This is a genomic window from Pseudomonas sp. PWP3-1b2 (assembly GCF_049896045.1).
In the GTDB taxonomy this organism is placed as follows: Bacteria; Pseudomonadota; Gammaproteobacteria; order Pseudomonadales; family Pseudomonadaceae; genus Aquipseudomonas; species Aquipseudomonas antarctica_B.
Genome location: NZ_JAFCTN010000066.1, coordinates 1 through 22580, shown reverse-complemented (window position 1 = coordinate 22580; position 22580 = coordinate 1). Strand labels below are relative to the sequence as shown.

Here is a 22580-nt window from a genome sequence, read left to right as displayed (position 1 = left end):
GGCGTGTCAGTCGACATCTATTTCGACTGACACGCCGCCATCGCAGGCAAGCCAGCTCCCACATTGGAACACAACTGGCATTAAGAATTGTTGTGCGCTTTGGCATCACTCATTAAGGCCCCTACCGCACAATCCGCATCCTCGTACACGCCGTCACGTAAAAACGCCTTTTGGCTGTCGTTCCAGAAAAACGCGTCCGCCAGATGCCGCTCCGGTTGACTGGGTCTAGCGACAACCTTCAGGTCGCGGCTGCGGCCCGTTGCACAGCGCGAACAGTCGCGCCCTGGCGCCACCGCCATCCTGGCGACTGAGTTCGCGCCAGCCTTCGGGCAGTGGTGCAAAATCATCCGGCGCTTCGTTGCTGCTGATCAACCACACGCGGTGGGTATCCGCCGGCAGCGCTGACAGGCGGTCGAGATAGATGCGCCCACCATCCTGGTCCACCAGTGTGCCAAAGCCGTAGGCGTTCGGACGCGTTGGCGTGCCGTCGGGTTTGGGCGGTGTGTAGAGCTGCAATTGGGCGTCGGTCTGGTCGTAATATACGTAGCTGAGGTACCACATCATGTCGCTCAGGACGATGCGGTCGTCTTCCTGGTAGTTGCGATTGACGAACTCCACAGGCACGTTGAACTGGTCCTGTTCATCGACGGCAAAGTTGTTCTTGAGCCCCACCAACTCCACACCCACAAACACTACGAACAACGCGACACCGAGCCATGACAGGCGTGCCGGCAGGCGATCTATGGCCAACGCCAACAGGATCGGCAAACCCAGGGCGTACACCGTCAGGTAACGCTCAATAAACACCGGGGAGATGAACGATACCGCGTACACCAGCAACAGCGGCAGCAGGAAAAACAGCGCCAGCAGGCTCGCCGAGCGGTAGCGTTCGCGGTCCTGCCAGGCGGTGATGCCGACCACCGCGATCAGCAGCAGCGGAAATAACCAGAACAGCGGCGGCCAGAAGCCAATGCCTTCATCTTGCAGCACGAATTGCCAGATCATCGACGGCACGGAATACAGGCTGACCGGGTCTTCCCAGCCGATGTCACCGCCCACCTTGAGCTGGTCGACATGCCGAACCAGGTCCAGCAGGTTGGGTAGCCAGGGCAGGTAGACCAACACGATCGCCAGGTTCGCGGCCCACCACGCCGGGCGCGTAACCGAACGTTTGCCGGGCGCCTGAGTTGAACCCAACACGATCAGATAGGCCCAGTGCACCAGCACACACAGTGCAGTGAAGTAATGGGTATAGAAACCGGCACTCATCAGCACGACATACGCGGCCAGGTAACGCGTGCGTTCGGGCCTTCGCACCCAATACACCAGCGCCAGCGTGGCGGCGAGCAGCCACACGCCCAGCAGCGAATACATGCGCACTTCCTGGCTGTAGCGCACCGCCGTGGGCAGCAGCGCCAGCAGGATCCCCGCCAACACGGCGGCACGCCGGGTGGACAGTTGCCGCGTCAGCCAGACGCCCAGGCCCACGACGATCGCGCCGGGAATGGCACTCATGCTGCGAATCGACCAGATGCTGTCGCCGAACAGCTCGATCCAGCCACGCAGCATGAAAAAGTACAACGGGGGGTGCACATCGTGGGCCGCGTGAAACCACAAATCATCCGCTGCGTATTCGCTGAGCAGCAGGCTGGAGCCTTCGTCACCCCAGATCGCTGCGGCCGTCAGGTTGTAAAAACGCAGGGCGGCGGCCAGTGCCAGGATTGGCACCCACCACAAACGGCTCATCCAGCCGGCTGCATCCCAGCTATTGGCGACGCGATCAAATGCGGGCAATCCCGCCACCTTTTCATCTTGCTCTACCACAGACCGTCGCACCTCGACTCCCCTACCATTACCTTTTTGGCCGGCAAACAAGGCCCCATGCATGAATGACCGCCACTCTAGGACAAAAACCCTTAAATCGCTGCTGGAATCGGACAAATCAACGATTTGTGTGGTCCTTCTCCGAAGCATTTGTGAGATCACGCTATTATTGCCCCCCTCAAAGGATTAAGGATCAAGGAAACGTCATGCGCATTGGCTTTTTGTCACCCCTGACACTGGCGCTGCTGGCCGGAATCTCCCTGCAGGCCCAGGCCAGTTCAGACGACTCGTGCTACCCCGACTGGCGCGTGTCGCGGGACACGCTGGACCCGTGCAGCAACCTGCCGTTTCTGAGCCCCGGCAACGACAGCCGGGTCAACCTGCGCCTGCTGCTGGCCGACAAAAAGAACGCGCCGCTGACCCCCAATGCCCTGAGCGAAGATGACGTGTCCCAGGGGTTCGGCCCGGTGCCGTTTGCGGTGTACCGCCTCGTCCCGCGCGACGAAGCTGCAGCCGTCAGCACCTCGGACGATCCAAAGGGGCTCACGCTGGATGCGCTGATCGAACCGCTGGGCATCAAGCGCGATGATAAAAAAGCCGCCGGCGATGCCTTCCTCACTGGCGAAGGCAGCCGCTGCCGCAGCAACGACGATGCCAGCGCCAACGCGTACATCGGCCAGGTGATTAACGCCAACCTGCCGACGGCCGAGCGCGACCTGTTGGTGAAGGCGCGCCTTCAATTGCTCACGGGCTGTGAGTGGGTCGGCCCGGTCGTGGAGCCACCTGACGCTATCCAGTCGCCCGAAGGCCAACTGTTTCGCACTTACCTGCAAGCCGCCGCCGATTTCTATACCGGGCGTTTTGCCGACGCCGGCACGGGTTTCGTCGCCACGCAAAACGCGACGTCGCCGTGGCTGAAAGAGGCCGCGCTGTACATGACCGCGCGCAACGCGCTGAACCTGGCCCAGGACAATGTCTACGACGACGAAGGCGTGCCGCAGCCTGAGCGTGTGGATAAGTCTGCGCTGGCCGATGCCGGTCGCGGCTTCGACACTTACCTGAAGACTTATCCACAGGGCGAATACGCGGCCTCCGCGCGCGGCCTGTTGCGGCGCGTGTATTGGTTGCAAAACGACAATGGCAAACTCGCCGAGGCGTACGCCTGGCAGTTGACCCAGGCGACCGACGCACAGCGCAACGTGAGCGTGGATGACCTGGTGGAAGAAACCGACCTCAAGCTCCTGATGGTCAACAGCGAAACCGTCAAGACGCCGATGATCCAGTTTGTCAGCGACCTGATGGTGATGCGCGGCGGCGGCCAGCCTGCCCTCGCCCGCAGCGATCTGGAAAAGCAGAAAGCCGCGTTCGCAGGCGAGCCGGAACTCTACGATTACCTGCTCGCCGTGAGCGCGCTGTACACCGAGCACGAACCGGATGCAGCCTTGAAGCACTTGCCGCAAAGCGTGCCGTCGAGCCTGAACTACTTCGCCTTCAGCCAACAAACCCTGCGCGCCCTCGCCCTGGAAGCCAAACAAAACTGGAAAGGCGCGCAAGACCTGTGGCTGCAATTGCTGCCCCTGGCCACATTGCCGCTGCAACGCGACCAGCTGGAGTTGGCCCTGGCGATGAACTATGAGCGCAGCGGCCAGTTGGCACAGGTGTTCGCCGCCGACTCGCCGATAACGGCCAGGCAGGTGCGTTACATCCTGCTGCGCAACGTCGCCGGGCCCGACTTGCTGCGCCAGCAGATCGCCAAAGCCAGCGACCCCGTGGAACGCCAGACCGCGCAATTCGTGCTGCTCTACAAAGACCTGCTGCGCGGCCAGTTCGCCACCTTCGCCGACGACCTCAAGCAACTGCCCGCCGCGGTGCCTGAAGACAAGCTGGGCACCAGCCTGGGTTACGTCTACACCTCCGGCCAGAGCTTGAAACTGTTCCAGTGGAACGGTGACAAAGCCGAGTCTGGCTACGCCTGCCCGAGCATCGCGCAAACCGCCGCCACCCTGCAAAGCGACGCGAAAAACCCGCAAGCCCTGAACTGCTTTGGCGAGTTCATCCTGCGCAATGGCCTGGATGGCATGCCGCTTGAGCAAGCGCGCGCGGCCGGCAGCCTTGGCAGCACCGCATCGCAGTTTCCGGGCGAAACCTTCTCGCGGCTCGACGGCTACAAGCAGGTGATCGCCAACACCAAGGCGCCGAAGAACGACAAGGCCTATGCACTGTTTCGCGCCATCAACTGCTACTCACCGTCCGGCTATAACAGCTGTGGCGGGGTTGACGTTGAACCGGCGGTGCGCAAAGCCTGGTTCCGCCAACTGAAAACCGGCTTTGCTGACACCCAGTGGGGCAAATCGCTGCAGTACTACTGGTGAAGCACCTGTGGCTCGGCGTGCTGTTGCTGGCAAGCCCGGCCTTCGGCGCCGTCGACGCCCGCGACTATGACGCCTTCTGGCTGTGGAGCGGCGTCACGCCCCAGCCGGTACTCAAGCAGGCAAAAACCCTGTACATCCTCCAGGGCCAGATCAACTCCACCCGCCGTGCGCCCCAGCGCGGCGTGCAACTGATCGCCCAAGGCATGAGCGTGCCGCGCTTCACACGCGGCGACATCTGGGTGGTCTACCGCGCGCACACCCTGCACTGGCCCGAACAGGTCTACACCCAACTGCTCGGCCAGGTGCAACGCTGGCGCGACGCGGGCAACCCGGTGGTCGGCATCCAGATCGACTTCGACGCCCGCACCCAATACCTGCACGAATACGCCGACTTCCTGCGGGACCTGCGCAAACGCCTGCCCGCCGACCTGCGCCTGAGCATCACCGGCCTGATGGACTGGAGCAGCAACGCCGACCCGGCCGCCATCGCGCAGCTCAAAGGCGTGGTGGATGAAGTGGTGGTGCAGACGTATCAGGGCCGCCACAGCATCCCGGATTACGCGGCGTATTTGCCCCGGATGAACCGGCTGGGGCTGCCGTTCAAAGTGGGCTTGATTCAGGGCGGAGAGTGGGAAGCGCCGGGGTATTTGAAGGGGAATGAGTGGTTTCGGGGGTATGTGGTGTTTTTGCAGAATCGTTGACATTCGTGCCAACTCTATGCAAGAAAGTGTCCACGGTCCATGGACGGTGGACACTACTCACAGGCCAATATGAAAAGTCAGGACATCGTAATTTTATTCAAATTAATTAGCCTGGACCTTCAAGCAAGAGAGGAGCGGGCAAACCAAAGAGATACCGAGGAGGCCAATCTTAGCCAGCCCCAGGACTGGAAAGGCTGGGAAGACACTGTTGATGAAGACCCCATCATGCCCAACAGTGAAAGCTATTCCGTCCGTGCCCTTTCAGCTTCGCTGGCCTTGAGCAAAAGTGAGGTATCGAACTCATTGAATCGATGTCGAGATATCGGCCTCATTCATAATGACCGCGTGAGTGGTCAACCCACTGTCAGAAGCGATGCACTTCTGGACTTCGTCCGATACGGCATTCGTTACGTCTTTCCCGCAAAGCCCGGGCCAGTGGTGCGTGGCATTCCTACCGCATTTGCCGCACCTGTTCTCGCGGGCAAAGTGATCAGTGGCGGCGATCTCATTCCGGTCTGGCCTGACGCATACGGAAAAAACAAAGGCCAGGAAATCACACCGTTGTACAAAACAGTTCCTGGCGCCGTAAAAAAAGACGAACGTCTTTACCATTTCCTGGCCCTTGTGGACGCCATCCGCATTGGCGGCCCACGCGAAGCCAAAGTCGCCGACGCGATGCTGCGGGAGTGGATTCTGTGACGTCCAACCGCGCAATGATGCTGCAAATGCTCGAAGCGGTTGCCGAGGCATTGGGTAAGGACTTGCGTGAGCAAGTCGCTTTTGTCGGCGGATGCACCACCGTTTTGCTCATCACCGACGAATACACCCTGGAGTCAATTCGCGGTACGGATGATGTGGATCTTGTCATCCATCTGACGGGTACCGCTGACTGGTATCGGCTGGAAGAAAGCCTGAAGTCCCGAGGTTTCAAGAATACCGGTCAGGATTCGGTTACTTGCCGTTTACGGCTAGGCGCCTTGAAAGTCGATTTCATGCCGACCGATGAGAAAGTATTGGGCTTTACCAATACCTGGTTTATTGGCGGGCTGAAAAATGCCACTGCCTACGTACTCCCCAACGGAATGCCTATCAAGGTATTTGCTGCACCGTGGTTCCTCGCCGCAAAGCTTCAGGCTTACCAAGGGCGTGGACAGGGTGATGTGCTGATGTCCAATGACATTGAAGACATCATTGCCCTATTGGATGGCCGGGAAGAGTTAACCGCGGAAGTGAAAGAAGCACCCGCCGATCTGCGACGCTTCGTGAGCGATCAACTCTCAGGGCTGCTAAAGCTGAAAGCCTTTGAGGATGTGATTCAAAGCACTGCTCAAGATGCTGATCGAGAAACACTGATTTACGAGCGCCTCAATGCCTTGGTCGGGTTCGGAGCGCACGCTTGATCATTCGTTTAAGTCTCAGTCGCAAAGGATCCCACTCAACAGAAAACCGCGATGCCAGCGGCTCAGCGCACAATGCTGATACAAGCCTTTATGTTATTGCCGACGGGTCCTCCAAGCCCGGGAGTGGTGAGTTGGCGAAGGCCATGACCCAACATATACTTGGGTCCTTTTCTCGAGCAATCCCCGTCGAAGTATCTTGCCCCGATAAGGCATTAAAGTTGACGCTGAGTTGGCTCGATGAAGTGCATTCAAATTTGTGCCCTGACTTCCCTATCGCCTCCACCAGTTACCTTGTGTTACTGGTTATTGGCCAAACAGCAATTTCCATTCACGCCGGAGACTGCTGCCTGGGATATATGAAAAAGGGCCAACGCCCAACCTGGCTGACGCCACCTCACTGCGGTCCAAACTGGAAAGGCGATCTAAGCCACGCGCTCATCGCGAACAACCCAACCCGTAAAAAACTGCTCAACTGCATGAGCCGTCGAAGGCACCATGAGCCGTGTGTACAAACGTTGCTGATAGCCCCGGACACAACATGGATTTTGGCAACAGACGGGTTCTGGGCTGAACTCTCGCCTGAACGCCAACTAGCGGCCATTACCACAGGTAGCCTCGACGCCTACGCTGCGGAAGACGACGTGACCTTTATGTTGTTTCAGAGCTGAGCCCGTTCAGCCGGCGATAGGAGTAGTCAGTAGTCGCCAACGAGAAACCCTATATGGGGGATTTGAGCGCAGAGGTTATTCCAATCACCCAGAAACTAACGCCGATGGCGATCCAGATTCCATTAGCCCAAGTAATACGGCAGTTAGCTTTGCCTTGGGGATCATTTTCCAAGTGATTTACCGCTCGCTGAATCTGCGCGCCCATTGAGACCTGGACAATGGCGAAGCAGAAGCCCAGCTTCAATGCGGTAAAAGGCGAAACAAACCAAATATAGGTGAAGGGTAAAAAGGCGGTGGTTATCCAGCCCAGTGCATAACAACGCGGCAGCCACCGATAAGGCGGCTCTTTCAAATCAAGCGCACGCTTGATTCTCATCACAAGCGCGTAAACGAAAAAAAACGAGAAAAATGCCCGAACCAGCGGCAACACTCGGGCGCCGGTTGCGGCACGATAGATGCTCCAGTGTTTGTACAACCAGTAAAACCCGTAGAAGCCCTGGGACAACAACACCATCACCACAAATTTGCGCGGTGCTACGACAAAAAAAGTGGCAGGACTATCTACTGGCGGGTTTAAGTCAGCCTGCGGTGTCGCGTAGGGGTTTTCAGAAACAGTCATAGGGAAGGCTCTTGAGGATTAACCTGAAAGACTAACCCTCAAATTCCCGGCATTTTCACCTATGTCAAAATCAAGAGAACTCCTACATCAAAACGTTTCAAATCAACGCTGAACAGTTTGCAGCGGATACACCGACTCCCAGCCCCCACCCAATGCCTTGTACAACCCCACCATGGCCAACGACACGCCGGTAGAGCTTTCCACCCATTGCTCTTGCGTCGCCAGCAACGCGCTTTGTACGGTTAGGACGTTGACGAAATCCACTACGCCTTCGACGTACTGATGCTGCGCAGTGGTCAGGGCGATCTGGTTCTGGCGCACGGCTTCGGCGAGGCTGTCGCGGCGCAGTTGGCTGGCGTTGTAGCGGGTCAGCTGGTCGTCGATTTCATGCCAGGCGCGCAGCACGGTTTGCTGATACGCCAACGCGGCTTCCTGTTGCTGGGCTTCGCGCAGATTCAACATGCCTTGCAGGCGCCCGCCATTGAACAGCGGCAGGCTGAATTGCGGGCCGAAGGCGAACGCGCGGGAGCCCCAGGAGCCGAAATCCGACAGTTGCAGGGCTTGGGAGCCGAGGCTGCCCGACAAGGTAATGCGCGGGTAGAAGTCGCCCTTGGCCACGCCGATGTTGGCGGTGGCTGCGTGCAGGCGTGCTTCGGCCTGGCGGATATCGGGGCGGCGCTCGGCGAGTTCGGACGGCAGGCCAATCGCGACCTGACGCTGGGTTTGCGGCACAGCGGCGTCCTTGGACAGTTGCGCGTGCAGCGCTTGCGGCGGCTCGCCCATCAATAGGCTCAGGGCGTTGATCAACTGGTCCTGACGTTGTTGCAACTCCGGCAGGCGCGCTTCGATGGCCGCCACTTGAGCGGCGGCTTCGGCCACGTCCAAATCCGTTGCCACGCCGTCGGCCAGGCGCAGTTGCGAGAGCTTGAGGCTGTGGCGCGCGACGTCGAGGTTTTGCTCGGTGACGGCGCGGGTATTTTGCACGCCGCGCAGTTGGATGTAGTCCTGTGCCGTCTCGGCGAGCACCGCCAGCAACACGGCGCGACGGTCGTTTTCGGCGACTTGCAGGGTGGCGTCGGCGGCTTCGGTTTCGCGTTTGACGCGGCCCCAGAAGTCCAGCTCCCAGGCGGCGGAGAAACCCATGTCCCATTGGTTATAGGCGGACTGGCCGTTGTTGTTGGACGGGTCGCTCAAGCCTTTGGCGCTGTTGCGCTGGCGCAAGTAATCGCCGGTGGCGTTGACGTTGGGGTAGCGCTCGGCGGTGGTCACCTGGCGCACGGCGCGGCTTTGTTGCAGGCGGCTGCTCGCCAGTTTCAGGTCGAGGTTATCGGTGAGCGCTCGGCGCGTGAGGGCCGAGAGTTGTTCGTCGTGGAACACGTCCCACCAGCGCTCCTGCAAGGGGTCAGTGACGGCGCGGCTGGCGGCTTGACGGCCCTGGGGCTCGGCCCACTGGGTAACGTGCGGGCCCTGGGGTTTCTGGAAATCCGGGCCGACGGTGCAGGCACTGAGGCTGACAAGGCTCACGCTGAGCCAGAAGAGGCGTCTCATTGCTGGGCCACCTCACGTTGTTGCACGACCGGCTGGGTATCGACGCTGGCTTCCACCGACATGCCAACGCGCAGGCGTTCGGTCAGCGGCTGGTTCGGCTCCAGCACAATCTTCACCGGAATGCGCTGCACCACCTTGGTGAAGTTGCCGGTGGCGTTGTCGGGTTTGACCGACGCGAAGGTCACGCCCGTGGCCGGTGCCAGGCTTTCCAGGTGACCGTTAAGCAACTCGCCATCGAGGCTGTCGACGCGCACCTGCACAGCTTGACCGGCGTGCATGTGCGAGAGCTGTGTTTCCTGGAAGTTGGCCACCACAAAGGCCTCGGCCAGTGGCACCACCGCAAGGATCTTGCTGCCCGGCGTCACGTAGGCGCCCACGCGAACTGCGCGCTCGCCAACCATGCCGTCCACCGGCGCAACGATGCGCGTGTACGACAGCTGATAGCTGGCCATTTCCAGCGCGGCCTGGGCACGTTTGAGCCCACCTTCAGCGGCATCGCGCTGCGCGGTGAGGATCTCCACCTGCTTGCGCTCGGCGGCCAGCACTGCGGTGGCATTCGCCAGGCGCGCGGTGGCTTGGTCGATGCGGGTTTTGGCTTGCTGAGCGTTTTGCACGGTGCCCGCGCCGACGCCGGCGAGGTGGTTGTAGCGGTTCAGTTCATGTTCGGCAAACGCCACTTCGGCGCGATCTGCCGCCACGGTGGCCTGGGCCTGGGCGATCACCGAGCTTTGGCGTTCCAGGGTCGCGGTGGCGTTTTTCAGTTGGGCTTGAGCGACCAACATGTCGGCGTCGGCCGCCTGGGCGGCGGCGCGAAAATCGCGGTCGTCGATCAGCGCCAACAGTTGGCCGGCTTTGACACGCTGGTTGTCTTCCACCAGCACTTCCTTGATGAAACCGGCCACGCGCGGCGCCACCAGGGTAAAGTCGGCAGCGACGAAGGCATCGTTGGTGGTCTGACGTTTGCTGCCCAACAGGCCCGGCGCGACCAGGTACACCAGCACGCCGACGGCAAACACGGCGATGACGGAGACGGCGATTTTGTCTTTGCGTTTCATGAGAAATCCTTTTGGCTAGGTCGGTGCACGCGGTGGAAAAATCCGCGTCGGCATCCAGAAAATCAGCAGAATCAACGCCACCGCGACGGCGGCCATGACGTAATAAAGGTCCGAAGAGGTCAGCACCACGGCCTGCTCGTGCAGGCGGTGCGCCAGGCCCGGTGCGTCGCCGTCGGCCAGGGGCGAGTTACCCAGGCTGTCCACCAGCATCGTCGAGTGAAAGTGCAGGCGCTGGGTGGTCAGTGTGTCGAGCACAGCGGTGGCGATCACGGCGGCGAGGCCCTTGATGGTGTTGAACCACGCCGAGGCGAACGGCCCATCCATCGGCTGGATGCTGCCGGTGGACAACATCAACAGCGGCAACACGGACATGGGCTGACCGAATATTTGCAGCAGGTACAGGCCGTAGAAATCGTCGCGAATCCATTCCGACGTCAGCTGCGAACTGCCCACGCAACACAGCACCAACATGCTCAGGCCGATGCCCAGCACCCATCGGCAATCAACCCAGCGCAGGTTGCACAGCGCCGCCACCAGAGGCAGTGCGATCAATTGCGGCAGCGCCATCAGCAGCATCACCGGCGCGGTTTGCAGCGGTCGATAACCTTGAACCTGGGCGAGAAAACTCGACGGAATGAGGATCACCGAGGTCAGCACCATCAGCACGCCCGCCAGCACAATCAGGGCAAACGCCAGGTTGCGCAGGCCGAGCATCTGCAGCTTGAAAAACGGAATCGGCTGCGACCATTCATTGACCAGAAACAGCACCAGCAGCAGCGTGCCGCCACTGAGCAGGAAGGTGATCAAGCCGGACTCGAACCAGTTCAGGCGATTGCCCTGCAACAGGCCGATCACCAGCATGCAGATCGCCGGAAAGCCCAGCAGCAGGCCGCGCCAGTTGAATTGTTTGAAACGCTCCAGCCGCACGGGGTCTTGCGGCAAGCCATACGCCACGGCGGCCATGGCCAGCAGGCACGGCGCGACAATCTGCCAAAACGCCCATTGCCAGCCGACGTATTCGGTCCACAGCGCCGCCAGCGGCGTGCCCAGGCTCGGGCCGAACGTGGCGGTGAGCGCGTAGCCAGCCAAGCCATACAGCTTGACGTTGGCCGGCAGGAAACGCAGCGCCACCGTCATCAGCATCGGCGGCAACGCGCCACCGGCCAGGCCTTGCACGGTGCGCAGCACCAGCAGGCTTTCATAGTTCGGCGCAAACGGGCACAGGATGCCCAGCACGGTGAACAAACCGATGGCGCACAGCGTGAAGCGGCGCAGCGAAAACGTCACCGAACACCAGGGCGCAAAGGCCATGGCCGCGACCGAGGTGGCGGTATAAGCGGCGACCAGCCAGGTGCCTTCGTCAAAGCCGATGTAGAGCGCACCGCGAATATCGGCGAGGGCGACTTTGGTGACCGTCTCGTTGAGACCGGACACCAGTACGGCCAGCAATACGCCGACCAGACCGATGATGATCCGCAGATCAAACACAGGCGGGCTCAGGGCAGTGGGTTTGGCTGCGGCCTGAAGGGCGGGGGCAGCGAGGGAAGTCATGAACAGGTAGCTCGGGTTTAGAAATACCCGAGCAGTTTAATCAGACATACCCATGACAAAAAGTTACTTGTCGGAAGCTTATAAGTGCGCCAGACGCAATTGTCGGGCATTGCCTAACCCGTGGGAGCCGGGCTTGCCCGCGATGCAGACGCCTCGGTTTATCAGGCAGACCGAGGTGAAGCTATCGCAGGCAAGCCAGCTCCCACATTGAATGAGTTCAGGTCAGGTGGGCTGGGCTTCGAGCCAGGTGGCGTGGCAGCTTTCGCGCATGGTTTCGCGCAGCCATTTGTGGGCGGGGTCTTTGTCGAAACGCGGGTGCCAGGACTGGGCCAATACCAGCGTCGGCAGCGAGATCGGTAGCTGGAAAGCGCGCAACGGCAGATTCAGGCGATTGGCGCTCAGCAGCGCTTCCTTGGGCACCGGCAGCAGCAGGTCCGAGTCGGGCAGCATGAACATCGCGCCGTGAAAACCCGGAGCGATCATGGCCACGCGACGCTCCAGGCCCAGGGCATTCAGCGCGGTGTCGATCGGCCCACGGGCGATGCCGCGTCGCGAGATGCTGATGTGGGAATAGCCGGCGAAACGCGCGGCGGTGATCTCTCCATCGAACAGCGGGTGATCTTTACGCGCAAGGCCGACGAAGGTGGTGGAGAACAGGTTTTGCACTTTCACTTCGGGGCTGGGAGGCCGGGAATTGCTGACGCGCAAGTCCAAACGACCTTCGCGCAGCGCATCGTCGTCGGTGTCGGCCTCAGGTACAAAACACAGCTCGCACTGCGGGGCCATGCGCTCCATGGTGTCGAACAGGCGGCCACCGTACACGCCGATAAAGAAGTCATTGGCCCGCACACTGAAGCGACGGCGCAAGGTGCTCAGGTCCACTTGATCGGCGGAGCGAAACAGCAACGCCGCCTGCTCTACCACGTTGCGCACCTGGCCCTGCAACTCCAGGGCCTTGGGCGTCGGCACCAGGCCGCGACCGGCGCGCACCAGGATCGGATCGCCCACCGCCTCGCGAATGCGCGTGAGGGTGCGGCTCATGGCAGCGGGGCTCAAATTCATCCGCCGCGCGGCGCCGACCACACTGCCCTCGTCGAGCAAGGCGTCGAGGGCGACCAGCAGGTTCATGTCCGGTAGTTGCATGCCAAGCACTCGTGGTCGGTGGAGAGTGAATTGCGTGCAATCGTAGCAGGATTAAAACCGGCGGTTCAGCGCTGCATGCCCCAGCGTTTGACGGTAAGCCGTTCGAAGGTGTCGAACACCAGGTTTTCCACGAGCAGGCCGATGAGGATCACCACGGCCAGCCCGGCAAAGACTTTGTCGGTGTACAGCTCGTTGCGGTTCTGGAAGATGTACCAGCCCAGCCCGCCTTTGCCGCTGGTGGCGCCGAACACCAGTTCGGCGGCGATCAGTGTGCGCCAGGCGAATGCCCAGCCGATTTTCAGGCCGGCGAGAATCGACGGCAGCGCCGCGGGAATCAGGATGAACAGCACAAAACGCATGCCCTTGAGGCCATAGTTGCGGCCCGCCATGCGCAGGGTTTCGGACACGCCGAGGAACCCCGAATAGGTGTTCAGGGCCAAGGCCCATAACACCGAATGCACCAGCACAAAGATCAGGCTGTTCTGGCCCAGGCCAAACCACAGCAGGGCCAGCGGCAGCAGCGCAATGGCCGGCAACGGGTTGAACATTGAGGTCAGCGTGCTGAGCAGGTCGCGGCCAAGCTGGGTCGAGACCGCCAATGTGGTCAGCGCAAACGCCAACACGATGCCGATCAGGTAGCCCTTGATCAACACCGCCAGCGAGATGCTGACCTTGCTGAGCAATTCGCCGCTGAGCAAGCCGTCGAACAGCGCCTGGGCCGTCTGCAAGAAGCTTGGCAGCAGCAGGTCGTTGTTCTGATACCGCGCGACGGCTTCCCACAGGACAGCGAGCACGATCAGGATCAGGCCCTTGCGCAGCCAGCCTTGTTGCCACAGGCGTTGGCGCAGCGGCAACTCGCGCTCCACCGGCACGCTGACCAGTGGCTCTAGGGTAATTTCGTATTCCTGGCGCATGGGTGGCCCTCAGTAAGCAATGCGGATATCGGCAAAACCCAGCTCTCGTTCGGCCTCGGGCGCTTCATCGAACAGCAGCCGATGAATGCGCCGCGCCGACGCCTGGAACTCCACACCGCCGAGGCTATGCAGGTCGTATTGATGGCTGTGGATTTCTGCACGCACGCGCCCAGGGTGCGGCGAGAGCAACAGGATGCGATTGCCCACCACCAGCGCCTCTTCGATGGAGTGGGTAACGAATAACAGGGTGAATCGCACCTCTTCCCAGAGCAGCAGCAACTCTTCCTGCATCTTGCGTCGGGTCAACGCATCGAGGGCGGCGAAGGGTTCGTCCATCAGCAGGATTTTTGGCTGCATGGCCAAGGCGCGAGCGATAGCGACGCGGGCTTTCATGCCGCCGGACAAGGTGTGCGGGTAAGCGTCGGCGAACGCGCTCAGGCCCACTTTGTCTAGGTAGTGCAGCGCGCGTTCTTCGGCTTCGCGGCGCTTGAGGGTTTTCGATGCCAGCAGCGGGAACATCACGTTTTGTTTGACGGTTTTCCACGGCGGCAACTGGTCGAATTCCTGAAACACCACAATCCGGTCCGGGCCGGGCTGTTCGACTTTTTGCCCCAACAAGCGGATCTCGCCTTCGCAGGGTTTGATAAACCCGGCAATGGACTTGAGCAGCGTGGATTTGCCGCAACCCGAAGGGCCGAGCAGCACGTAACGGTCGGCGGGGTCGATCTCGAAGCTGACTTGGTGGGTGGCCCGCACCACGCGCTCGGGTGTGCGGTATTCAAGGCTGACGTTATCCACCGCCAGCAACGGGCCGACGGTATTGAGGTTGCTGGCCACGTGGCCTTGCAGGGGCGCGTTCATTTCATCTTCTCGTGCCGGGAAATCAGAAAGGCGCATCGCCCTGGATGGTGGTGCGAAACAGCTTGCGGCGCAGATGGCTCGGGCAACCGGCGGCCAGGTGGATCAGCGAGCGGTTGTCCCAGAACACCAGGTCGTGGGGCTGCCACTGATGACGATAGATGTTGTGCGGCAACACGCTGTGGGCGTAGAGCTGGGCCAGCAGGTCGCGGCTTTCGTCGTCGGGCAGGCCGACGATGCGGGTGGTGAAGCCTTCGCTGACGAACAGGGCTTTGCGGCCGTTTTCCGGGTGTGTGCGCACAATCGGGTGCACCACCTCGGCGACCTGGGCCAGTTGTTCAGGCGTGAGCGTGGGCCGCCAGTTGCCTTCGAATTTGGTCTCGCTGTAGCGCGCCGTGTAGGAATGCGCGGCGCTGCGGCCTTCGACGGCGTTGCGCAGGTGCTCGGGGAGTTGGTCCCAGGCTTTGTGCATGTCGGCGAACAGGGTGTCACCACCTTCAGAAGGCAGCTCCTGGGCATGCAGCATCGAGCCCAGACTTGGCAGTTCTTTGTAAGACAGGTCGGAGTGCCAGAATTTGCCGGCGTCACCCAGGCCAATGGATTGGCCGTTTTCGATGATGTTGGAGACGATCAGGATTTCCGGGTGGTTGGCCAGCAGGAACTGTTTGAGCACGTGGATTTGCAGCACGCCGAATCGGCGGCTGAAGGCAATTTGTTGTTCGGGGGTAATTCGCTGGTCGCGGAATACCACGACGTGGTGGTCCAGGTGCGCGCGATGAATGCGCGCGAAGTCGTCGTCGCTGACCGGGCGGGAGAGGTCCAGGCCGATGACTTCGGCGCCGACACTGCCGGGGAGTGGGCGAACCTCGAAGGTTTGGGGGGTTGCGGTCGCTGTTGGAACAGTAGAGGTGGCGGACATGAGGTCACTCCCGGTCGGACAGGGGAATGACTTTATAGATATAAGAACGGGCGCTTAAATACCGTTAGTGAATATCGATATGCATTAGGGTTGGGATTCGAGGTGAGGCTGATGGCGCTATCGCAGGCAAGCCAGCTCCCACATTTTTGATTGTGAACACGTTCAAATGTGGGAGCTGGCTTGCCTGCGATGAGGCCCGTACAGGCAGCGAAGATTACCGCTCGTGCAACGCCTCGGCCCGCGCCTTGATGATCGGTTTGAGCAGGTAGCTCAGGATGCTCTTCTTGCCGGTAATGATATCCACCGACGCGACCATGCCCGGAATGATCAGCAACGGCTTCTCATCGGTGCCCAAGTGGCTGCGGTCCGTGCGCAAGGTGATCATGTAGTAGGTGGTTTTCTTGTCTTCATCGGTGATGGTGTCAGCACCGATGCGTTCGAGCTTGGCCTTCAGGCCGCCGTAGATGGTGTAGTCATAGGCGGTGAATTTGACGATCGCTTCTTGCCCCGGGTGCAGGAAGGCGATGTCTTGCGGGCGGATCTTGGCTTCCACCAGCAGGGTGTCGTTGAGTGGCACGATTTCGACCATGTCGCTGCCCGGCTGGATCACGCCGCCGACGGTATTGACCAACAGTTGCTTGACGATCCCGCGCACCGGCGAGGTGACGAGGGTTCGGCTGACGCGGTCTTCAAGAGCACGGCCGGTGGATTCGGCCTTGTTCAATTCGGTGCGGGCTTCGTTGAGCTGGGTCAGCGCTTCGCTGCGGAATTTGCCACGGGTTTCGTCGATTTTGCGCTGTACTTCCTTGATCGCCGAGTCGGCGCGGGGAATCGCCAGGGTGGTGGCGTCCAGCTGACCGCGGGTTTCCATCTCGGCGCGCTTGAGGCGCAGCACTTCAACCGGCGATACCGCGCCCTGGGCCACCAGCGGCTCGGACATGTTGATTTCCTGGCGTTGCAGGGCCAACTGGCTGCGGTACTGGCTTTGCTTGGAGCTGAACTCGCGCAGTTCCTGTTGGCGCTGCACCAGTTGCTCCTGCAAGCCGCCAACTTCGTCCTTCAACTGCTGGCGGCGGCTTTCATAAAGCGAGCGTTCGTTGGCGGCCTGGCTCGGCGCCGCTTTCAGCACGTCGTCGGGGATGTTCAGCGGGCGGTCATCCACCTGCGCACTCAGGCGTTCGACCCGCAGTTGCATGGCCAGGCGCAGGGCTTCGGTTTCACCGGCGTTGGAGACGAAGCGCGTGTCATCGAGGCGAATCAACGGCGCCCCGGCTTCGACGATCTGGCCTTCCTTGACGTACAACTCGGAAACGATACCGCCTTCCAGGTTCTGGATTTTCTGCAGCTTGGACGACGGAATCGCCTTGCCGTCGCCACGGGTGACTTCGTCGATGCTGGAAAAGCCCGCCCACGTCACCAGAAACAGGAAGAACGCGATGATTGCCCAGATGGTCAGGCGGATCACTCGCGGCGCATCTTCGATCAGCGCTTTGTTGACCTCGGGCAGGGGCTGGCCCTGCAGCGAATCGGAGCCTTTGAAGTAACGGCCGATCGCGCTCTTGATGGAGTTAAGCAACACTGATCTGCCCCTTTTTCAACGCTTCCATAACCACGGCTTTGGGGCCGTCCGCGAGGATCTGGCCACGGTCGACCACCAGCAGACGATCCACCAGGGAGAGCAGTGAGGCACGGTGAGTGACCAGTACCACGGTCTTGTTTTGCACCACGGCTTGCAGGCGTTGTTTCAAGCGTTCTTCACCGGTGTTGTCCATGGCGCTGGTGGGTTCGTCCAGCAGCAGGATGGGCGGGTTGAGCAACAGGGCACGGGCCAGGGCGACGTTCTGGCGCTGGCCGCCGGACAGGTTCTGCCCACGCTCGCCGACTTGCAGTTCATACCCTTGGGGGTGCAGGCGGGCGAATTCGTGCACGCCAGCCAGTTCGGCGGCCTGCAGGACCATTTCATCTTCTACATAACGCGCACCGGAGACCAGATTGTCGCGCAGGGTACCGGCGAGCAACTGGATGTCCTGGGCGACGTAGCCGATGTTGTGGCGCAACTCGCTGACGTCGATCTGGCGCACGTCCACGCCGTCCACCAGCAAGGCACCGGAGTCGGGCTGATAGAGGCCGACGATCAGTTTGGCGAGGGAGCTTTTACCCGAGCCGCTGCGACCGATGATGCCGATTTTTTCACCTGGTTTGATCACCAGATTGATGTTTTTCAGCGCGGCGTTCTGCTGGTTCGGGTAGGTGAAGTTCAGGCCCCGGCATTCAATCGCACCTTGCAGGGTGCGGCGGCTCATGGGGCGCTCGTCGAAATTGCGCTCCTGCGGCAGCTCCATCATCTGGTCCACCGAGGTCATGGTGACCTTGGCTTGCTGGTAACGGGTGAGCAGGCCCGACAGCGACGCCAGTGGGCTCAACGCGCGGCCACTGAGCATGTAGCAGGCAATCAGGCCACCCATGCTGAGGTTGCCATCGATGATCTGGTACACGCCGAACACGATCATGATCACGCCGGCAAGTTGCTGGATGAGCAGGGTCATGTTCATCGACAGGCCCGACAGCAACTTCACGCGCAACTCAAGCCGGCTCAGGGTGCCAATGGTTTGCTCCCAACCATACTGGCGCTCGCTCTCGGCATTGTTGACCTTGACCGCATCCAGCCCGGCGAGGGTTTCGATCAGGCTCGACTGGCGCTCGGCAGCCAGGGCCATGGTGCGTTCCATGGTGGCTACCAGCGGTTTTTGCAGCGCGTAGCCAATGCCCAGGGCCAGCGGGAAGGCCAGCACCGGCACCCACACCAAGTGCCCGCCGAGGATGGCGATCACCAGGAAAATCAGCAGGGTGAACGGCAGGTCGATCAGGCTGGTGAGGGTCAGCGACGCGAGGAAATCGCGCAGGCTCTGAAACTCGTGGATGTTCTGGGCGAAGCTGCCGACCCGCGCCGGGCGGTACTTCATGGACATGCCGACGATGCGCTCAAACAGCGTGGCCGAGATGATCAGGTCGGTCTTTTTACCGGCCAGGTCGAGGCACAGGCTGCGCAAGCTTTTGAGGATCAGGTCGAACAGGTACGCGCCACAGATGCCTACTGCCAGCACCCACAGGGTAGCCGTGGCCTGGTTTGGCACGACGCGGTCGTACACGTTCATCACGAACAGCGGCGCAGCCATGGCGATGATGTTGATCAGGAAGCTGGCGGCGATGGCGTCGGTGTAGAGCCAGCGCGAGCGCTTGAGCGTATCGCGAAACCACGAACGCGCCCGGGGAATCAGGCTGCCATGGTTGACGTCGAATTTATGCTGCGGCTGGGCGAAGAAAACCTTGCCGATGTAGTCATCGGCCAACAGCTCACGTTTGATCAGCACTTCACCGCCGTCGCTTTCGCTGAGCAGGACGCGCGCTTGGTCTTCGCCTTGCCATCCCACCAGCACGGTGCTGCGCCCATCTTTGAGCAGCAGGAGCGCGGGCAAAGCAATGGTGGGAATCTGTTCGAGCTTGCGTTGCAGCAACCGCCCCTGCAGCCCGGCACGCGCGGCGGCACGCGCCAGCAGGTCGGCACTCAGCCGCTGCGAAGGCAGCGGCAGGCCGGTGGTGAGCATGGCGGCGCTGGCCGGTTTTTGATGCAGGGCACAGAGCGCAAGTAACCCGTCGAGTAACGGGTCGTCGTGCAGCGTGCGTGGATCATGACTGAGATGAACTCGACTGACTTCGGATTCCACGCGGTGCACTCTCGACTAACAGCTGGGGCTATGGGGGTGGCTCAATTCATCCCGGGCAGTTGGACTTTAGGCTTCACGTCGTTCTGCACGACGGAGGCCATGGGTGCGACGACGCCCTGGCTTTTGAGCAATTCGCCCATGGTCGCCTTGATTCGATATTGAGTAAATAACTGAATGTTCTTGATCTCTTCCAGGCGACGGGAAGCGGTGAACAATTCGTTCTCGCTGTCGAGCAAATCGAGCAGGGTACGTTGACCAAGGCCGAACTGCTGTTGGTAGGACGTGCGCACGCGGGTGCTGTGGTTCACGTATTCCTGGGCGACCGGCAACTGCGCGTTGGCGTTGTTCAGGGCGTTCCAGGCCAAACCGAGTTCTTCATTGAGTTGGCGCAGGGCGTTGTTGCGGATGTCCAGCGCCTGGCTTGCCTGGTACGACTTGGACTGCAAATCGGCCTTGTTGCTGCCACCGGCAAACAGGTTGAAGCGCATACGCACCATGGCTTCCCAACCGTTGTTGTGGCCGGCATCGCCACCGACGTTATTGTCGGCATTGGTGCCCAGCTCTGCATCAAAACGCGGGTAGAAGGTCGACTTGGCGGCGTCGTATTGGCTCTCGGCGGCGGAGATGTCCGACTCGGCCGAGCGCAGCACCGGGCTGTTGTCGAGCATTTGGCGGCGCGCTTCGTTGAAGTCAGCCGGCAGCATGGCCATGAACGGGGCCGGGCGCTCGAGCTGGTCGGGCATCTGGCCGACGGCGCTGAGGTAATTGACCTGGGAGTCGGCCAGGTTGGTCTGCTCGGTGATCAGGTTATTGCGGGCCTGGGCCAGACGCGCTTCGGCTTGATCCTGGTCGGCACCGTTGCCGACACCGCGCTGGGTGCGCAGCTTGATCTGGTCGTAGATGCGTTCGTGGTTGCGCAGGTTTTCTTCAGCCAGGCGCACGAATTCACGGCGGGTCAGCACATCCAGGTACACCTGGGCGACGGTCAACCCGGTGCGCTCGGAAGTGCCCAGCAGGGAGTAGGCGCGGGAGTTGACGTTGGCTTGTTGACGCCCGACTTCGCTGGAGGTAGCAAAACCGTCAAAAATCATCTGTTGCAGGCGCAGGCTGGACTCGCCGCGGTTGTGCGTATCCCACTGGTTGCCATTCGCGCCGGCGGCGGCGCGGGTGTTGGCATCATCGGTGCCTTCACGGCCATAACCGGCGGCCAGGTCAACCCGAGGCAGATAACCACCTTGGGCGGCGCGCAATTGGTAATCGGCGGCGATACGGCTGTTTACACCGGCTTGAATTTCGGGGTGCACATCGAGTGCCTGCTGCATGGCCTGGGGCAATGTCTGGGCTTGTACGAAGCTGGCGGCGAGGACGAACGGTATTGCCTTGAACAGATGCAGACGCATGTAAAAATTCCCCAGTACTACTTGTCGCAAATCACAGCAATTAACGTGGCTGCGTCGGAAAATGGCTACCGTAATGACCGTACGTCGGAAAGTTCAAAAAGCGGAACTGCTTCACACATGTAGGACGGTTCGCCGCATAAATATCAATGTGACATTACGGGGCCGATTGTTTAGGATGGCGGCCATAAGGTCAATAGTTTGGCATAAACTAGATAGCGAAAAATTCTAGCCAATAATTTGACGCCAATATCTTCACAGACTACGCCCCTTCCTGTCTGGCCCTCCCCCGAGCGGCCACATAGAAATCATCAGAACGGAACGCCGGAGAAATCTTTAATGAGCAGTGTTGTTGCCATCGTCAAAAGCATTGTTGGTCAAGTTTTCGTGATTTCTCCGGAAGGAACGCGCCGCCTCCTTATTGAAGGCGATCGCCTGTTCGCGGGCGACCAGGTCGACACCGGCATGTCGGGCTCTGTGAGCCTGGAGCTGGCCGACGGCCGCACGCTGGACCTGGGTCGCGATACCCAGTGGAGCGCTGATGCGCCCGACTCCACCGTCGACCTGGCCGCAGCCACCGAGCAAGCCGCACCGTCGGTTGCCGAGTTGCAGCAAGCCATCGCCGCGGGTGCCGACCCGACCACTGACCTGGAAGCCACCGCCGCGGGCCCAACCGCTGCCGGTAACGGCGCAGCGGGCGGCGGCCACAGCTTTGTCGTGCTGGACGCCACCGCTGGCCGTGTCGACCCGACGATCGGCTTCCCGACCGCCCCAATCGGCCAGACCAACGCAACGCAAACCCAGCTCGCTGGCGCCCAAAGCACCACCGACAACGGCAACCTGGCGTTGCAGGCTTCCACCCTGACCCTGGGCGCGACCCCGACCATCACCGAAGCCGGCGGCGTGCTGACCTACACCGCCACTGTGACCCAGGCGCCGAGCAGCGACTTGAGCATCACCCTGTCCAACGGCGCGGTGATCACCATCCCCGCCGGCCAATTGACCGGCACCGCCAACGTAACGCTGGCACCGAATGACAGCCCGTACATCGACGCGAACCAAATCAGCGTCAACGTCACCGGCACCGCCGGCGGCAATAACCTGGTGCTGACCACTAACCCGGCACCGGCTGTTACCCAAGTCACCGATACCCTCGACACCACGACTGTCACGCTGACGGCTGGCGGGACCGTGACTGAAGGTGGGCAGATTACTTACACCGCCACGCTGACCAATCCAGCGCAGACGCCGGTGAATGTCACTTTGAGCAATGGCTCGGTGATTACCATCAAGGCGGGTGAGTCGGTCGGCACGGTAGTTGTGGATACTCCGGCTAACGACGTTTACAACAATGGCTCGACTGTGAGCACCACCATTACCGGCGCTACTGGCGGCAACTTTGAAAACCTGGTGCCGGGCACGGCGCCTGCGGTTACCACGATTGTTGATTCGGTCGACACCACCACTGTCATGCTGACGGCTGGCGGGACCGTGACTGAAGGTGGGCAGATTACTTACACCGCTACGCTGACCAACCCAGCGCAGACGCCGGTGAATGTCACTTTGAGCAATGGCTCGGTGATTACCATCAAAGCCGGCGAATCGACTGGCACCGTCGTCGTCGATACCCCGGCGAATGACGTTTACAACAATGGTTCGACTGTCAGCACCACGATTACCGGCGCTACTGGCGGTAATTTTGAAAACCTGGTGCCGAGCACTACGCCTGCGGTCACTACGATTACGGATTCGGTTGATACCACTACCGTCACGCTGACGGCTGGCGACACGGTGACCGAAGGCGGTCAGATCACCTATACCGCGACCTTGACCAACCCAGCGCAGACCCCTGTGAATGTCACCTTGAGCAATGGCTCGGTGATTAC

General features: G+C 60.8%; 19 protein-coding genes. 6 read left to right on the top strand and 13 right to left on the bottom strand.

Annotated elements, in window-relative coordinates; genetic code table 11:
- Window positions 1-80: 80 nt before the first annotated feature.
- Both ACP7A2_RS26095 and ACP7A2_RS26090 read right to left on the bottom strand, forming a co-directional pair.
- The gene (locus tag ACP7A2_RS26095; RefSeq protein ID WP_426136667.1) at window positions 81-299 is read right to left on the bottom strand and encodes a DUF2789 family protein; all 219 of its coding nucleotides are present in this window, start codon (window positions 297-299) and stop codon (window positions 81-83) included.
- Entirely contained in the window at window positions 226-1836 is a 1611-nt protein-coding gene (locus ACP7A2_RS26090; protein WP_426136666.1) for a glycosyltransferase family 39 protein, read from the bottom strand. Before ACP7A2_RS26090 ends, ACP7A2_RS26095 begins: the two co-directional genes overlap by 74 nt.
- Before the next feature lie 194 nt (window positions 1837-2030).
- On the opposite strand from ACP7A2_RS26090, the gene ACP7A2_RS26085 reads away from it, so the two are divergent.
- From ACP7A2_RS26085 to ACP7A2_RS26065, 5 genes are all read left to right on the top strand, one after another.
- Entirely contained in the window at window positions 2031-4196 is a 2166-nt protein-coding gene (locus tag ACP7A2_RS26085; protein WP_426136665.1) for an outer membrane assembly lipoprotein YfiO, read from the top strand.
- Window positions 4193-4897 (top strand): DUF3142 domain-containing protein, encoded by a 705-nt coding sequence (locus ACP7A2_RS26080; RefSeq protein WP_426136664.1) that lies wholly within the window; start codon window positions 4193-4195, stop codon window positions 4895-4897. Before ACP7A2_RS26085 ends, ACP7A2_RS26080 begins: the two co-directional genes overlap by 4 nt.
- Before the next feature lie 69 nt (window positions 4898-4966).
- Window positions 4967-5596 (top strand): hypothetical protein, encoded by a 630-nt coding sequence (locus ACP7A2_RS26075; protein WP_426136669.1) that lies wholly within the window; start codon window positions 4967-4969, stop codon window positions 5594-5596.
- Between the two features lie 26 nt (window positions 5597-5622).
- On the top strand, window positions 5623-6297 hold the full coding sequence (locus ACP7A2_RS26070) for a hypothetical protein (protein ID WP_426136668.1): 675 nt from the start codon (window positions 5623-5625) through the stop codon (window positions 6295-6297).
- The gene (locus tag ACP7A2_RS26065) at window positions 6294-6965 is read left to right on the top strand and encodes a protein phosphatase 2C family protein (protein ID WP_426136663.1); all 672 of its coding nucleotides are present in this window, start codon (window positions 6294-6296) and stop codon (window positions 6963-6965) included. The genes ACP7A2_RS26070 and ACP7A2_RS26065 overlap by 4 nt, the downstream gene beginning before the upstream one ends.
- A gap of 49 nt (window positions 6966-7014) precedes the next feature.
- On the opposite strand, the gene ACP7A2_RS26060 is transcribed toward ACP7A2_RS26065, so the two are convergent.
- The 11 genes from ACP7A2_RS26060 to ACP7A2_RS26010 all read right to left on the bottom strand — a co-directional run bounded on the left by ACP7A2_RS26060 (window position 7015) and on the right by ACP7A2_RS26010 (window position 20697).
- Window positions 7015-7584 carry a hypothetical protein gene (locus ACP7A2_RS26060; protein ID WP_426136662.1) on the bottom strand — a complete coding sequence of 190 codons (570 nt, stop codon included), beginning with the start codon at window positions 7582-7584 and terminating at the stop codon, window positions 7015-7017.
- Window positions 7585-7686: 102 nt separating this feature from the next.
- Complete coding sequence (locus tag ACP7A2_RS26055) at window positions 7687-9132, bottom strand: efflux transporter outer membrane subunit (RefSeq protein ID WP_426136661.1); 1446 nt, start codon at window positions 9130-9132, stop codon at window positions 7687-7689.
- Entirely contained in the window at window positions 9129-10187 is a 1059-nt protein-coding gene (locus ACP7A2_RS26050; RefSeq protein ID WP_426136660.1) for an HlyD family secretion protein, read from the bottom strand. The genes ACP7A2_RS26055 and ACP7A2_RS26050 overlap by 4 nt, the downstream gene beginning before the upstream one ends.
- A 15-nt stretch (window positions 10188-10202) precedes the next feature.
- Entirely contained in the window at window positions 10203-11738 is a 1536-nt protein-coding gene (locus ACP7A2_RS26045; RefSeq protein ID WP_426136659.1) for an MFS transporter, read from the bottom strand.
- Window positions 11739-11960: 222 nt separating this feature from the next.
- Window positions 11961-12881: a LysR family transcriptional regulator gene (locus tag ACP7A2_RS26040; protein ID WP_375068682.1), complete on the bottom strand. Its 921-nt coding sequence runs from the start codon at window positions 12879-12881 to the stop codon at window positions 11961-11963.
- Between the two features lie 65 nt (window positions 12882-12946).
- Window positions 12947-13795, bottom strand: coding sequence for an ABC transporter permease (locus tag ACP7A2_RS26035; RefSeq protein WP_426136657.1), 849 nt, complete (start codon window positions 13793-13795; stop codon window positions 12947-12949).
- A gap of 9 nt (window positions 13796-13804) precedes the next feature.
- Window positions 13805-14656: an ABC transporter ATP-binding protein gene (locus ACP7A2_RS26030; RefSeq protein ID WP_426136656.1), complete on the bottom strand. Its 852-nt coding sequence runs from the start codon at window positions 14654-14656 to the stop codon at window positions 13805-13807.
- Between the two features lie 22 nt (window positions 14657-14678).
- Window positions 14679-15572 carry a TauD/TfdA dioxygenase family protein gene (locus tag ACP7A2_RS26025; protein WP_426136655.1) on the bottom strand — a complete coding sequence of 298 codons (894 nt, stop codon included), beginning with the start codon at window positions 15570-15572 and terminating at the stop codon, window positions 14679-14681.
- 214 nt (window positions 15573-15786) lie between these two features.
- Window positions 15787-17151, bottom strand: coding sequence for an HlyD family type I secretion periplasmic adaptor subunit (locus tag ACP7A2_RS26020; RefSeq protein ID WP_348060629.1), 1365 nt, complete (start codon window positions 17149-17151; stop codon window positions 15787-15789).
- Window positions 17141-19297 (bottom strand): type I secretion system permease/ATPase, encoded by a 2157-nt coding sequence (locus ACP7A2_RS26015; RefSeq protein WP_426136653.1) that lies wholly within the window; start codon window positions 19295-19297, stop codon window positions 17141-17143. The genes ACP7A2_RS26020 and ACP7A2_RS26015 overlap by 11 nt, the downstream gene beginning before the upstream one ends.
- Before the next feature lie 41 nt (window positions 19298-19338).
- Window positions 19339-20697, bottom strand: coding sequence for a TolC family outer membrane protein (locus ACP7A2_RS26010; protein WP_426136652.1), 1359 nt, complete (start codon window positions 20695-20697; stop codon window positions 19339-19341).
- 336 nt (window positions 20698-21033) lie between these two features.
- Between ACP7A2_RS26010 and ACP7A2_RS26005 the strand changes: the two genes are divergently transcribed.
- Window positions 21034-22580: retention module-containing protein (locus tag ACP7A2_RS26005; RefSeq protein ID WP_426136651.1), on the top strand; the 1547-nt coding region annotated here is incomplete at its 3' end.